The organism is Achromobacter spanius, from assembly GCF_003994415.1.
Lineage (GTDB): Bacteria > Pseudomonadota > Gammaproteobacteria > Burkholderiales > Burkholderiaceae_B > Achromobacter > Achromobacter spanius_C.
This window is the reverse complement of record NZ_CP034689.1, coordinates 2,861,180-2,874,097: the sequence shown is the minus strand read 5'-3', so window position 1 is coordinate 2,874,097 and position 12,918 is coordinate 2,861,180. Positions and strand designations below refer to the sequence as shown.

The window sequence follows — 12,918 nt, the reverse complement described above, 5'->3', positions numbered from 1 at the left end:
AGCGGAAAATTCACCATGTCATCGCTGCGCCTGGACAGTCTGGAAATCTTTGCGGACGTGGTGCGGCACGGCGGTTTTCGGGCGGCGGCGCTCAGGCGGGGGGTCTCGTCGTCGGCCATCAGCCAATCCATCACGGCGCTTGAGGCCACGTTGGGCATTCGGCTGTTGAACCGCACCACCCGCAGCGTGGCGCCCACCGAAGCGGGCGAGCGCCTGCTTGAACGGCTGACGCCCGCGCTGCTCGACATCCGGGCCGCCGTTGACGAGCTGAATCGGTTTCGTGAGAACCCGACCGGCACCTTGCGCATCAACGCGCCGGGTCCCGCCGTGGACCACGTGCTGTGTCCGTTGGCGTTCCGTTTCATGGAGACGTATCCGGACGTGAAGGTCGAGATCATCAGCGACGCGGCGATTGTCGACATCGTGGAGCAAGGTTTCGATGCGGGGGTGCGCTTTGGCACGCAGTTGGCGCAGGACATGGTGGCCATGCCCTTGGGCGCGGCACTGCGCTATGCAATCGTGGCGTCGCCTGCCTATCTTCAGAAATACCCGCGCCCTGCCCTGCCTGCCGACCTGGCGGCGCACGATTGCATCCGCCGCCGATTTCCCGGCGGCACCACGGTCACATGGAAGTTCGCCAAAGATGGCAAGGCAGAAGAGATCACGCCCCAAGGACGGTTGACGCTAAGTTCAGCCCAGCAAGAGCTTCAAGCCGCGTTGGCGGGCGCAGGCGTCGCGCATTTGTTCGAGGATTACGTGCGCGAGCATATCGAACAAGGCAGCCTGCTTGAGCTGCTGGTCGACTGGAAGCAGACATTGCCAAGCTGGTGCCTGTACTACCCCAGCCGCCGCCACCCTAGCGCGGCAATGCGCGCATTTCTGGCCTACGTCCGCGATTACGACTGGTCGTGATGCCTGCCGTGCGCGGACCGGGCCTACGACCAGGCCTACAACCGGGCCTACGCTTCGGGCAGCACCAGCACTTCATGCACGGCGCTGGCATGGTCGCCGCCGACGCGTGTGCCGCCCCCGATCACATGGATGCGATTGCCCAGCGTGGCCGCACCCAGGCCGTGCCGGGGCGTGGGCAGCGGCGGCAGCACGCTCCAACGATCGCTTGCCGGATCGTAGACCCAGGCGTTGTCGAAAACCTTCTGCTGGGGCACCCATTGTTCCCCGCCGAACACGTACAGACGACCGCCATGGGCGGCAGCGGCCAGCCCGCCCTGGGCCTGCGGCATGGGCGCGCGGACGGTCCATCGATTGGTCTTCGGGTCGTAGACCTCCAGCACCGGCACATTGACCTGGCGCAGTGATCCATCGGCTTGCTTGATGGCCTGCCGCCCGCCCACGACGAAGAGACGCCCGTCAATGACCGTCGCCGCCGCGCTATTGCGCACGGTGGGTGCATCGGCAATGGCCGACCAGCGCCCGGTGGCGGGGTCGAACATCAAGGCTTGCGCGGTATCCATGTGGTCGTTGAAATGGCGCGCGTCCTCGTGGGCGCGGATGCGTCCGCCCACCAGGTAAAGCCGGTCGGCGATAGCCGCGAATACGCCTTCGGCCGAGGGATGAGGAATGGCAACGCCGTCACGCCAGCGGTTGTTTCGGGGATCGTAGACGTAGACCGAAGCCTGGGCGCGCCAGTTCGGAAACCCGCCGCTGAAGCCCCCCGCGCCGTAGATCAGGCCGTCCGCAGCGGCTAGCGCGATGTGGTGGCGGGCTTCGGGCAGCGTCGCCAGCCGCGTCCACTTGTCCGTTGCCGGGTCATAGGATTCGAAGTGCGCGGAATACCCGGTGTTGGGCGTCAGCAATCCGCCGGCCACATAGATGCGGCCGTCGAGCACCTCGGGATAGAGTTCCTGGCGGGCCAGGGACGGCGCGGCCGCCGTGGTCCAGTGCGGTGCGGCGGACTGCGCGTAGGCGGAGCGAAGAAATGGGGCTGCGGCCAAAGTGGCGGCCAGGGCGGCGCCCTGGCGCAGGATGTCGCGTCGTTGCATGGTCGAACCTCGTGAATGGTAGGTAGGACCATGGTAGGTAGCCCGCGCTTGGCGCACTAGATACGCGATGCTTAGCAAGGTGTTCAGCCTGGATTAACAATCCGGCGAACTCACACCCCTGCAAGCTTGCCTGGCCTTCCATCGGCTACGCAGGCGGCGTCCAGCCATCCAGATGCGTGTAGATCGCGTCACGCAATTGCCGAATCTGCGTATTCAGTTCGGCGAGTTCGGCGGGCGATTGGCCGGACGCGGCCAGCAAGGATTCGCCCAGACAGCCTGACGTATTTTGAAGCTGACGGCCGCGCTCGGTCAGCGCCACCACCACCTGGCGCTCGTTGTCGGGGTTACGCACGCGGCCAAGAAAGCCGGCGGCTTCCAGCCGCTTCAGCAGTGGCGTCAGCGTGCTGGGTTCCAGGGCCAATTTTTCCGCGATGCCGCTGACGGTCTGGCTGTCTTCCCGCCAAAGCACGTTCAGCACCAGATATTGCGGATAGGTCAGCCCCATCTTGTCCAGCAAGGGCTTGTAGATCCGTTGGATAGCGATGCCGGCCGAGTACACGGCGTAGCAAAGCTGGCCATCCAGCGGCGGCGGGGACGTGTCTTTTTTGGCGGTCATTGCTTCGCTCCAGGGTGCGTGAAGAATAGCATGCTGCGAGAATACATATCGCAATAATAATTATCGCTTGACAGCACTAAAAACGAGTCCTAGCATTCGTTCGTCGCACTTAATTATCGCGATAATTCTTATCACAACACACAAAGGACCTAGCCATGAAGATCAAAGCCCTCCTCGCCGCCACGACCGCCATCGTGGGTATTGCAGCGGCCAGCCTCACCCACGCGGCCGAGCCCATATCCCCCAAGCAGGTAGTGCGCAACGTGGTGCTGGTGCACGGCGCGTTTGCCGATGGTTCAGGATGGCGCGGCGTCTATGACGAGCTGACCGGCCGCGGCTATCGGGTCACGGTGGTCCAGAACCCCCTGACGTCGTTGGCCGATGATGTTGCCGCCACGAAGCGCGTGCTGGATCGCCAAGACGGCCCGACACTTCTTGTCGGCCACTCTTATGGCGGAACGGTCATCACCGAAGCGGGTGTGGACCCCAAGGTGGCTGGCCTGGTCTATGTGTCCGCGCTGGCGCCCGACGTCGGTGAAACCACGGGGTCGCAGTTCAAGGACATTCCGCCGCCCGCTGAATTCGTGATCGACACGCAGAAAGACGGCTACGGTTTCGTCAACCTTGAAAAATTCAAGCAAGGCTTTGCGGGCGACACAAGCCCTGCCGACGCCGCCTTCCTGCGCGATTCACAGGTGCCCATCAACATGGCCATTTTCAATGCCAAGGTGACTCACGCCGCGTGGAAAACCAAGCCAAGCTGGGCCATTATCGCCACGCAGGACAAGGCGATCGACCCGAAGCTGCTGCGTTATACGGCCAACAAGATCGGCGCCACTCGGTCCGAGGTCGTGGGCAGCCACGTAGCGTTTTTCACGCAGCCCAAGGCAGTGGCCGACTCGATTGACGACGCCGCACGTACCATCGCCCGTTGAAGCCGCGGCGCGGGTGACGCCTACGCAGGGTGCTTGGCCTGCTCGCAATATTCAATCAACAGCTCGGTCAGCTCCCGGATCTTTCGCGCGGGATGCTGCCCGGGCGGCCTGACGACATAGGCGCCCGCTGGCGGCGGCGGATAGCGGGTCATGATCGGCACCAGCGCCCCGCAAGCCACGTAGTCGTGCGTCAGCCAATCAGGCAGGTAGGCAATGCCAAGCCCCGCCACCGCTGCCGCCACCAGGGCGCTGCCGTTGTCGGCCTTGAAGCGGCCTTGCGGACGCACCGTAATGGTCTTGTCGCCATCCATCAGCTGCCAGGCTTCGGTGCCTTGCATCAGGGCCTGATGATTGGCCACCAGCGCTTCGGGTGTCTGGGGTTCGCCATGCGCCTTGAGGTAGTCCGGGCTGGCGACCAGCTTTCCATAAAGTGGGCCGATGCGCCTTGCGATCAGGTTGGAGTCTTGCAGATAGCCCACCCGTATCGCGCAGTCGTAGCCTTCGGCGATCAGATCAACGAAGCGGTCGCTGTAGCAGGTCTGCATATGCAGTTGCGGATGGCGTCGCGCCATTTCGGCCAGCGCGGGGGCAAAGTGGGCCGCCCCGAAAGACAGTGGCGCGGACACGCGCAAGCGGGCACGCAGCTCGCCGGCAGGCAGGATGGCTTCCCTGGCCGCGTCCATCTCGGCGCAGACGCGGGCGGCATGGTTGCGGAACGTGGCACCGGCTTCGGTCAGCGACGCGCCGCGCGTGGAACGCGCCAGCAGCAAGACGCCCAGTTCCGATTCCAGCCCGGCAAGCCGACGGCTGACGATTGATTTCGACACCCCCAGCCGCAGCGCGGCAGGCGAAACGCCACCCGCGTCGGCAACTTCCACGAATGTCCGTAGCGCTTCGATGTCCACGTCGGCGTTCCTCTTTCCGCAACACAGCTCAGCGCGAAATGGTACTACCGCATCGATTGCGGGAACAACAGAATATGGCTTCCGGGCAATGCCGCCGCTGGCGCGTGTTTCCCGGAGCCAACCTCTGACCCACTGCATAAGGATGCATCAATGACTTTCCGCAACGGCCTTGCTTCGCTGCTTCGCCCCGAGGATTCGGTACTTGTCCTGATCGACCACCAGCCCTACCAACTGGCGAACGTGAACAGCCACGAACCGCAGATGGTGATCAACAATACGGCGGGCCTGGCAAAAGCCGCCAAGGCTTTCGGCGTTCCGACCATCTTGACGACAGTGATCGCCGAGCGCGGCGGACTGCTCTTTCCGCAGATCACCGACGTGTTCCCAGGTCAGGAAGTGATCGACCGCACGCTCATCAACACTTGGCAAGACCCGCGCGTGGTGGACGCGGTCAAGGCAACCGGCCGCAAGCAACTGGTCATTGCCGGGTTGTGGACCGAAGTCTGCGTGGCCATGCCCACCATCCAGGCCCTGGGTGAAGGCTGGGACGTTACCGTAATCACCGACGCATCGGGCGCGGTGTCGGTCGAGGCCCATCAAGTGGCCATCCAGCGCATGATCGCGGCGGGCGCCAACATGATGACCTGGCTGGCGCTGGCGGCCGAATGGCAGCGGGACTGGGCGCGCGCCGAACAGGCCGCGGCCCTGACGGAAGTGATCACGCAACACGCTGGCGGCAGCGGCATCGCCTACCTGTGGGAGCAGCAGTTGCTGAATACGCCGGTGCCGGGCAAGGCCGGCTGATCGGAAATAACAGCCAGCGGAACAGCAGCTAGGGGAATAACACCTGGTCCAGCCAGTCAAGAACCCTGCGGTTCAACAGCGACCTGTTCCGCATCTCGCAATGCATGCCGGCGCCTTCGGCCGCGCTGAACCGAAGCAAGGTTTTTGTCGGACTTTGAAGCTGATCGAAGAAAGCCTGGGTGCCTGCTGACAAGCCATCATGCTCGGCAAGCGTCATCAGCACCGGGCAAGCAATGGCGCCGGCGCGGCCGTCCATGGTGAACTGGTCTGCGCTGCGCAGAAAGGCGCTGAGCGTATCCACGCCATGGGTCCAGAACCCGCGCTGGTGGACCTTCCACTTCAGGCCAGGGTCGTTTGCGATGACGTGTTCAAACTGCGCCAGGATCTGTTCGTCAAGGCCGCCCAGGTCCGCCACCGCATCGGGGGCCGCGCCAAGCTTGATGGCCAGCGCGCGAAACGGCCCGGCGATGCCCCACAAGCCGGGGTCGGCGATGCATGCGGCCAGGCGATGCTCTTGGGATGCGGCGCGCGGCGCAAAGTAACCACCCAGGCTCCAGCCGCTGAGCACGATGCGTGCCGGATCGACGACGTTGAGTTGCAGCGCGAAGTCGACCACCGCCGCGATGACGGTTTCCCAATCGGGGCGCAGATACAGGCACTGCTCAACCAACATCTCGCCCTGCCCCGGTCCATCGAAAATCAGGCAATGGTAGCCACGGCGCGATGCCGCCACGGCGGACGCGAAATAAAGATCCGTGATGGTGCCGTCGTACCCATTCGTGAAGATGACAAGAGGCCGGGTGGCGTGCTCCTGCCCGGCCGCGGGAATCAGGTAGGCCGGCATGGAGGTGCCTTCGAACGGAATCCGCATCGGCAGGACAGGCACGTCTGACAACGCCAGCCCCTGGTCCAACGCATCGACCTGCTTACGAAAGGCCGCCAGCAGGCGCGGGTCGCGTTGCGGGCCATAAAGCGGATGGTAGGACGCCGAATAGAACGCGCTGGCGCGCAGAAACAGCTCTCTTGCGCTGGCGCGCAGGCCACGGCGTTGCGTTTGCGCGGCTTCGTCGGCCAGGCGGTCACCCGCTGCCATCCAGGCCTCATGAAAGGCGCAGTCGTCGCCGTCGCCCACCGCCTGGCCCACGGCAAGAATCTCGCCCATGTCCGCCCCGCCATACGGAATGTAGGCAACCGGCCAGGTACCGAATTCGTCATGCAGCGGGTTGTTGAATGCCAAGCCCATCGGGTTCTCCTTGGTTCCATTACGGCAACGGGATCTGTGCTGGCCATCGCATGCAAGCTTACGCCTGAACGTCGGCAAGGTGGGCCCGAAGCGCCTCGGACGCCTTGCCCGGGGGCAACCCGAACATTCGCCGATATTCCCTGGTGAACTGCTGCACGCTTTCGTAGCCCACTGAAAACGCGGCGCTGCTGGCCGATACGTCCCCCGCCGCCAGCAGCCGCCTGGCCTCGATCAAACGCAGTTGCTTCTGAAATTGCAGCGGCGACAGGGAGGTGGCGGCGCGGAAATGTTGGTAGAACGACGACGGGCTCATGCCGGCCTCGGCCGCAAGCCGCTCCATTGGCAGCGGCCGCGCGAATTCGGTGCGAAGCAGGACGATGGCCCGAGCGATGCGCCGGGCGTGCTTTTCCGGACCGCCCAACTGACGAATGGCCCCGCCATGCCGTCCCGCCAACAGCCAGTAGTGCAGCTCGCGCAGCAGTTGTGTTTGCAGCACCGGCAAGGCGTCGGGGCGGTCGATCAGGCGCATCAGCCGAAGCGCGGCATCCGCGACTTCGGCATCGGTGGGTTCGACCAGCACGGGGACATCTTGCGCCAGCGGGCGCAGTTTCATTTCCACGGCCAGTTCCGCAATGACCGCCATGTCCAGATCCAGCACCAGCGACAGGTAGGGCTGGTCGCCGCTGGCGGCAGTGATCTGGCTGACGGTCGGCACGTCCGCCGTAATCAGCAGCGAATCGCCCGCCGAGAATTCGAAGGTTCGGGTGCCCATCGAAACCCGTTTACTGCCCTGCAACACCAGGCAGGCCAGCGGCCGAGAGATGGCATATTCCAGCCCGCTGGGCCGGATGCACCGAATGACGGCCAAACCCGGGATGGGGGTTTGGGCCAGGTCCGTGGGGCCGCCATGTGCCTCGACGTAACGCCGGACAGTTCGGAGTAATGAGTCGTTCATACGCAGGCGCCGTGGCTTTGTGGTTTTTGCTGTCGTTTTGTCCGCAGCGTGATCGTAGCGGACATTCAAAGCCCGGCCGGCATCTTCGTAGAAACAGGCCAAGGACATCACGATTCAGGCAAAGGCCGCGGCGCGCAGACGGCTCAGAATCACTCCCGGATTCACCCTCAACCAAGGAGCCTTAGCATGACGACAATTTCCTTCATCACTGGCGGCAGCCGCGGGCTGGGCCGCAACGCCGCCCTGAATATCGCGCGCAAAGGGGGCGACGTCATCTTCACCTACCAGCGCCGCGAAGCGGACGCCCACGCCGTGGTCGCCGACATCGAACAGATGGGCCGCAAGGCCGTCGCCCTGCCGCTTGACGTAGGCGACACCTCGGCCTTTCCGGACTTCGCGCAGCGCCTGAAGGCAACGCTGCGCAACACATGGCAGCGCGACACGCTGGATCACCTCATCCACAACGCCGGCCATGGCGATGTAGCCCTGATTGCCGATACGACCGAGGCGCAGTTCGACCGCTTGGTCGACGTGCATTTCAAAGGCGTGTTCTTTTTGACCCAGGCGCTGCTGCCACTGTTGGCGGACGGCGGCCGCATCGTGAACCTGTCCTCTGCCCTGACGCGAATTTCCACCCCGGGCTGGTCGGTCTATGCCGCGGTCAAGGGCGCGATCGAAGTGCTGACCGTCTATCTGGCCAAGGAGCTGGGCAGCCGCAACATCGCCGTCAACGTGGTGGCGCCGGGCGCGATCGAAACTGATTTCTTCGGCGGCGCGGTGCGCGATACGCCGGAATTCAATCAATTCTTCGCGGAAATGACGGCGCTGGGGCGCGTGGGCGTGGCGGACGACATCGGGCCGGCAGTTGCGAACCTGCTTGCCGAGGACAACCGCTGGATCAACGCCCAGCGCATTGAAATATCCGGCGGCCAAGGCATCTAGAGACGACAACAACGGGGGAAGGCGCCGGCGGTCGGCGCCGGGTAGGCTACAGTGCCGGTCTGCAAGCAGACGAATCCAGGAGCAGTACCGCAGTGAATGACACCTCCCACCCCGACGACGACGCTATCCCCGAGGCCCGCAAGGAACAGGAAGCCAGGCTTTGGCGCGATGACGGCTGGACGGCGCGGATCATCAAGAATGAAGACGACGACGGTTGGGCCGTCGAGATGACGTTGGATGGGCAGGCGGAGCCGGCCCTGGTGGGTCCCTGGACCATGGGCCGTGACAAAAAGAACCCCAAGCCGCTGGACTCCCCCGCCTTCTTCACGCTGGTGAAAACCGCCAACGAAGTGCTGCGCCGCCATGAACAGCAATTACATGCGACGCTGCACAAGAGCGTGAAGATCGACGCTGCCGCTGGCCGGCTGACCATCAAGCTGGATATCGTGCCCGACGACTACGAGCCTTATGCCGTGCTAAGCGCCTACGACGAATCGGGCGAACAACTGGCGCAGGTCCACGTCGCGCCAACCTACAAGCTGACGGTACAGCGCGCGTCGGAGTGGGCCAGCGGCGGCTTCGGCAAGGAAGGCTGAGGCGCGGGAACACGCAGGGGCAGGCAGGGGCAGGCAGGGGTCAGGCAAAGCCAAAAAATCCCTGTCCATCAGGAGGCCATTCGAGGGTTTTCCCGCGTTCATTTGGTGACAAATTGAGATGTAATGCTAACTTCTTATTACATCCTGCGATAACCATGCCTCCGCGTAACCGCCCCTCCCTGCCTTACCGGGTTCTTCCCGCCCTGCTTCTTCTGGGTTCTACCCCGGTGTTTGCCGTGCCCGCGGCGCTGGAGGGGTGTTCCGCCACCGGCAGCGTCGTGGCCTTGCAATGCGGACCGACCGAAATCGAATTGCGCGGCGGCGCGGGCACCTCGTCGCTGTTCGTCGAGGATGTCACCGCTTCATCTGTGTCACTGCGTAACGATCCGTCGGTCACCACGGGCCCGTTCGTGCAAAACCTGAGCATTACCGGCAGCACGACGCTTGAACGCAATGACTATCCCGCCGTATTCCTGAATTCCAGCGCGGATGACTGGAGCGTCAACGTAAAGCTCGGCTCAGGCGTGACCTTGCGCTCGGCGGGCCTGTTCGGCGCCCTATGGGTACGGTCCGAAAGCGCGAACACGGCATTTCGCAACGACATCTATATTGACAGCGCCGCCACCGTGGTCGCCACGGGCAGCGACACCGTCGGGATTACCGCCACGTCCAACAACGGCAAGGTGACCTTGATCAACCGGGGCTCGGTGACCTCGACCCAGTCGCGCGGCCTGTATGCCGACGGCGGCAATGTCACCAAACCCGACACCGTTCTCATCCGCAACGAAGGAACGGTGCAGGCCTATCAGGCCGCCGCGCGCGCCATCAACTATGCGGGCACGTCGCGCATCGAAAACACGGGCAGCGTGCGCTCGACGACCGCGCAAGGCCTGGTGGCATGGTCCAACATGGGCGGTGCCGAAATCATCAACAGTGGCACGGTGGTCGCCGACAACTACGACGCGTTGGTGGCGGGCGGCACGGGCGCCGACACGCTGGTCTACAACAGCGGGACCATTACCGCCAACCACCAAACCGTGCTGCGTCGGGTCGCGGTGTCGGGCTATTCCGCCATCCGCGCCTACACCGACGGCACCGGCAAGCTCACCGTCACCAACGACGCCACGGGCGTGTTGAATGCCGCGTCCAACGCCGGCATGATGGCCAACACCGAGCTGGGCAGCATCACCCTTTTGAACGCCGGTCGTATCGATGCGCGCTATGGCATCCAGGCCGATTCCACGGGCGGCGCAGTCAGCATTACCAACCAGGGCCTGATCAACGTCACCGACGCAAGCGGCGCCGGCGTCTATGTCACAGCGGCCGCGGGGGGCAGCCTGGCCAACAGCGGCACCATCACCAGCGCGGGCGACACGGTGCGCGTGGATGACGGCGTCAAGTTCACCGTCAACAACGAAGCAGGCGGCGTGCTGGCGGGCGGACTGTCGCTGGGCAACCAGGCCAGCCTGTCGAACGCTGGCGTCGTGCTGCTTAAACAAGGGGCCGACCTGAACAACCCGCGCAACACGGGTTCGTCCACGTCGGGCAAGATTGGCGGCAACTACACGCAGACCGCCGGCGGCACGCTGCGCATTGCGGCGGCCAGCGCGAACGATTACAGCAAGCTGGCCGTGGGCGGCAGCGCCGCGCTGGGCGGCACGATCGACGTGGACGTCAAATCCAGCTATGTCGGCGGCACCTTGGCCAATGTGGTGACGGCCGACGGCGGCGTGACCAACAACGGTCTGGCCCTGACCGACAACTCGCTGCGCTACGCCTTCTCGGCAGTGTTCGGCGCCAATGGCGTTGATTTGGCGGTGCGCGATACGGGCATGCGAAGCATCCAGGGCGCGGTCGACCCGCGTTCGCCCGGCGCCAGTGGCGCCGCCGCGGTCTTTGACCAGCTTTTGGCCCAGGGCACGACGTCCCCCGAACTGCAGCGCGCGCTTGATGCGTTCGTCAACAGCAGCAGCGCCGAGGAAGTCAGCGCGGCGGTGCAACAGACGCTGCCGTTGCTGACGGGCAATGGGCTGTCGCTGGCCAACAACACGATGAACACGGTGAACGGGGTCGTGCAATCGCGCATCGACGCTACCCGCGGCATGGCTTCCGGAGACGGTTTCTTCAGCGATCGCCACGCCTGGATCAAACCTTTCGGCACCCACTCGCGCCAGCAAGACCAGGACGGCGTGCCCGGTTACAGCGCAGACACCGGCGGCCTGATCATCGGCGTGGATGGCAGCGTGCGCCCGGGCACCAACCTGGGCCTGGCATTTGCCTACGCGCATACCGACGTGTCGAGCAATTCCAGCGGCCCGCGTCAGAAAGCCGACATCGACAGCTATCAGTTGATCACCTACGGTTCGCAGGCGCTGGACAGCCGCTCTGACGTGTCGTTCCAGCTGGACGGCGGCCGCATGCGCAACAAGGGGCAGCGCGACATCGACTTCCTGGGCTTGACGGCCAATTCCCGCTATGACAGCAAGACGGTGCATGCCGGCGTCTCGGTGGACCGGCGCTTTGCGCTGAGCGAGCAGACGGTGTTCGCCCCGGCGCTGCGCCTGGATTACACCTGGATCAAAGACGACGCTTACCAAGAGCAAGGCGCCAACGGCTTGGGCTTGCAGGTCAAGTCGCGCAGCACGGACGCGCTGGTGCTTGGGCTGGACGGCAAGTTCACGCATGCGCTGTCGGATCGCTTCAACGCCTTGGCCAACATCGGCGTCGGCTATGACCTTTACAACCGCGACGCCAGCATCACATCCGCCTTCGCGGGCGCCCCGGATGCGGCTTTCGTAACCTACGGCACCAAGCAGTCGCCGTGGCTGGTGAGAGCGGGCGCCGGCCTGTCCTACACCACGGAAGGCGGCACCGAAATCACCGGGCGCTACGACGCCGTGCGCCGTGATCGTTTCTTCGGCCAGACGGCCTCGTTGCGTGTGCGCTGGTTCTTCTAAGCCAACGCAGCGTTTCGGGGGCTGGCCAGGATGGCGGCCCCTGATCGCCGCGACGGCGCTTGTGCTGGCCAGCGGCTGCGCCACGCCGCCAACGCCGGCCAAGCGCGCCCACCACGCCGACGCACTTGCCGCCGCGCATGGCTGGTCGGCCCTGACGCTGGAAGCGGCCGGTTTTTCCTTGCGGGCCTATGTCCCGCCGCCGCCCGCCGCACAAACGGGATGGTTGACCGTGTATATCGAAGGGGACGGCTTGGCGTGGCTGACGCCGTCCCAAGTTTCGCCAGACCCCACGCCCATTGATCCCGTGGGGTTGCGCCTGGCGTTGGCGCAACCGGAAGGTCAGGCCGCCTATCTGGCGCGGCCCTGCCAGTTCACCGGCGCGCACCGCTCCCCCTGCTCCCCCGCGCTCTGGACCACGCGCCGCTTTGCGCCGGAAGCGGTGGCGGCGACGAACCAGGCTCTGGACGCGTTGCAACGCAGGCTGGGCCCCCGTGGCCTGGTGCTGGTCGGCTATTCGGGTGGCGCCGCGATCGCCGCGCTGGCCGCGGCCCGCCGCCACGACGTGGTCGCGCTATTGAGCGTGGCCGGCAATCTTGATCCCAACGCCTGGGTCCGTCTGCACGGTTTGTCGCCGCTGACCGGCTCGCTTGACCCCGCCACGGAAACGGACCGGCTGATTAGGCTGGCGCAGTATCACTTTGCCGGCGCCAGCGATACCGTGATTCCGCCGGCGCTGGCGCACGGCTACGCGGCCCGTTATCCCGCCACCCGTCGACCAACCGTGGAGAGCGTGCCGGGCATGACTCACGCCTATTGTTGGGCAGAACAATGGCCAACGCTATGGCGTCGCGCGATGGCTGGACTCAAACCGTAGGATGGGTGAAGCGCGGCAGGGCCTGCCCGCGAAAACCGGCGTCTGCCGCGCGTAACCCATCGCCAACGTCTGCGCGATAGGTTACGGGGAC

General features: G+C 64.7%; 12 protein-coding genes. 7 read left to right on the top strand and 5 right to left on the bottom strand.

Annotated elements, in window-relative coordinates:
* Nucleotides 1–15 precede the first annotated feature (15 nt).
* Nucleotides 16–912: a LysR family transcriptional regulator gene (locus ELS24_RS13305; protein ID WP_127184370.1), complete on the top strand. Its 897-nt coding sequence runs from the start codon at nucleotides 16–18 to the stop codon at nucleotides 910–912.
* A 47-nt stretch (nucleotides 913–959) separates the two neighbouring features.
* Here ELS24_RS13305 and ELS24_RS13300 read toward each other — a convergent pair whose 3' ends face one another.
* On the bottom strand, nucleotides 960–2,000 hold the full coding sequence (locus ELS24_RS13300; RefSeq protein ID WP_127184369.1) for a Kelch repeat-containing protein: 1,041 nt from the start codon (nucleotides 1,998–2,000) through the stop codon (nucleotides 960–962).
* 145 nt (nucleotides 2,001–2,145) lie between these two features.
* Nucleotides 2,146–2,616, bottom strand: a complete 471-nt coding sequence (locus tag ELS24_RS13295) for a MarR family winged helix-turn-helix transcriptional regulator (RefSeq protein ID WP_050446482.1) — start codon at nucleotides 2,614–2,616, stop codon at nucleotides 2,146–2,148.
* 155 nt (nucleotides 2,617–2,771) lie between these two features.
* On the opposite strand from ELS24_RS13295, the gene ELS24_RS13290 reads away from it, so the two are divergent.
* Nucleotides 2,772–3,551, top strand: a complete 780-nt coding sequence (locus tag ELS24_RS13290) for an alpha/beta fold hydrolase (protein ID WP_127184368.1) — start codon at nucleotides 2,772–2,774, stop codon at nucleotides 3,549–3,551.
* Nucleotides 3,552–3,571: 20 nt separating this feature from the next.
* Here ELS24_RS13290 and ELS24_RS13285 read toward each other — a convergent pair whose 3' ends face one another.
* Entirely contained in the window at nucleotides 3,572–4,456 is an 885-nt protein-coding gene (locus ELS24_RS13285) for a LysR family transcriptional regulator (protein ID WP_127184367.1), read from the bottom strand.
* Between the two features lie 150 nt (nucleotides 4,457–4,606).
* Here ELS24_RS13285 and ELS24_RS13280 point away from each other — a divergent pair, with 150 nt between their 5' ends.
* Nucleotides 4,607–5,260 carry a hydrolase gene (locus ELS24_RS13280; protein ID WP_050446485.1) on the top strand — a complete coding sequence of 218 codons (654 nt, stop codon included), beginning with the start codon at nucleotides 4,607–4,609 and terminating at the stop codon, nucleotides 5,258–5,260.
* Nucleotides 5,261–5,288: 28 nt separating this feature from the next.
* Here the strand turns inward: ELS24_RS13280 and ELS24_RS13275 are convergent, their stop codons facing one another.
* Nucleotides 5,289–6,503 carry an alpha/beta hydrolase family protein gene (locus ELS24_RS13275; RefSeq protein WP_127184366.1) on the bottom strand — a complete coding sequence of 405 codons (1,215 nt, stop codon included), beginning with the start codon at nucleotides 6,501–6,503 and terminating at the stop codon, nucleotides 5,289–5,291.
* A 58-nt stretch (nucleotides 6,504–6,561) separates the two neighbouring features.
* The gene (locus ELS24_RS13270; protein WP_127184365.1) at nucleotides 6,562–7,458 is read right to left on the bottom strand and encodes an AraC family transcriptional regulator; all 897 of its coding nucleotides are present in this window, start codon (nucleotides 7,456–7,458) and stop codon (nucleotides 6,562–6,564) included.
* Between the two features lie 186 nt (nucleotides 7,459–7,644).
* Here ELS24_RS13270 and ELS24_RS13265 point away from each other — a divergent pair, with 186 nt between their 5' ends.
* The 4 genes from ELS24_RS13265 (at nucleotide 7,645) to ELS24_RS13250 (ending at nucleotide 12,827) form a co-directional block, all read left to right on the top strand.
* Nucleotides 7,645–8,400: an SDR family NAD(P)-dependent oxidoreductase gene (locus tag ELS24_RS13265; RefSeq protein WP_050446487.1), complete on the top strand. Its 756-nt coding sequence runs from the start codon at nucleotides 7,645–7,647 to the stop codon at nucleotides 8,398–8,400.
* 92 nt (nucleotides 8,401–8,492) lie between these two features.
* Nucleotides 8,493–8,996: a hypothetical protein gene (locus tag ELS24_RS13260; RefSeq protein WP_050446488.1), complete on the top strand. Its 504-nt coding sequence runs from the start codon at nucleotides 8,493–8,495 to the stop codon at nucleotides 8,994–8,996.
* Nucleotides 8,997–9,151: 155 nt separating this feature from the next.
* The gene (locus tag ELS24_RS13255) at nucleotides 9,152–11,953 is read left to right on the top strand and encodes an autotransporter outer membrane beta-barrel domain-containing protein (RefSeq protein WP_127184364.1); all 2,802 of its coding nucleotides are present in this window, start codon (nucleotides 9,152–9,154) and stop codon (nucleotides 11,951–11,953) included.
* A 61-nt stretch (nucleotides 11,954–12,014) separates the two neighbouring features.
* A complete protein-coding gene (locus ELS24_RS13250; RefSeq protein WP_240669500.1) occupies nucleotides 12,015–12,827 on the top strand; it encodes an alpha/beta hydrolase in 813 nt (270 codons plus the stop codon).
* Nucleotides 12,828–12,918 lie beyond the last annotated feature (91 nt).

What these genes read in the sequence shown, in the direction of transcription:
- ELS24_RS13295 (WP_050446482.1), bottom strand. Translation starts at nt 2,616, where the DNA reads ATGACCGCCAAAAAAGACACGTCCCCGCCGCCGCTGGATGGCCAGCTT.
- ELS24_RS13305 (WP_127184370.1), top strand. Translation starts at nt 16, where the DNA reads ATGTCATCGCTGCGCCTGGACAGTCTGGAAATCTTTGCGGACGTGGTG.
- ELS24_RS13300 (WP_127184369.1), bottom strand. Translation starts at nt 2,000, where the DNA reads ATGCAACGACGCGACATCCTGCGCCAGGGCGCCGCCCTGGCCGCCACT.
- ELS24_RS13275 (WP_127184366.1), bottom strand. Translation starts at nt 6,503, where the DNA reads ATGGGCTTGGCATTCAACAACCCGCTGCATGACGAATTCGGTACCTGG.
- ELS24_RS13280 (WP_050446485.1), top strand. Translation starts at nt 4,607, where the DNA reads ATGACTTTCCGCAACGGCCTTGCTTCGCTGCTTCGCCCCGAGGATTCG.
- ELS24_RS13290 (WP_127184368.1), top strand. Translation starts at nt 2,772, where the DNA reads ATGAAGATCAAAGCCCTCCTCGCCGCCACGACCGCCATCGTGGGTATT.
- ELS24_RS13255 (WP_127184364.1), top strand. Translation starts at nt 9,152, where the DNA reads ATGCCTCCGCGTAACCGCCCCTCCCTGCCTTACCGGGTTCTTCCCGCC.
- ELS24_RS13270 (WP_127184365.1), bottom strand. Translation starts at nt 7,458, where the DNA reads ATGAACGACTCATTACTCCGAACTGTCCGGCGTTACGTCGAGGCACAT.
- ELS24_RS13265 (WP_050446487.1), top strand. Translation starts at nt 7,645, where the DNA reads ATGACGACAATTTCCTTCATCACTGGCGGCAGCCGCGGGCTGGGCCGC.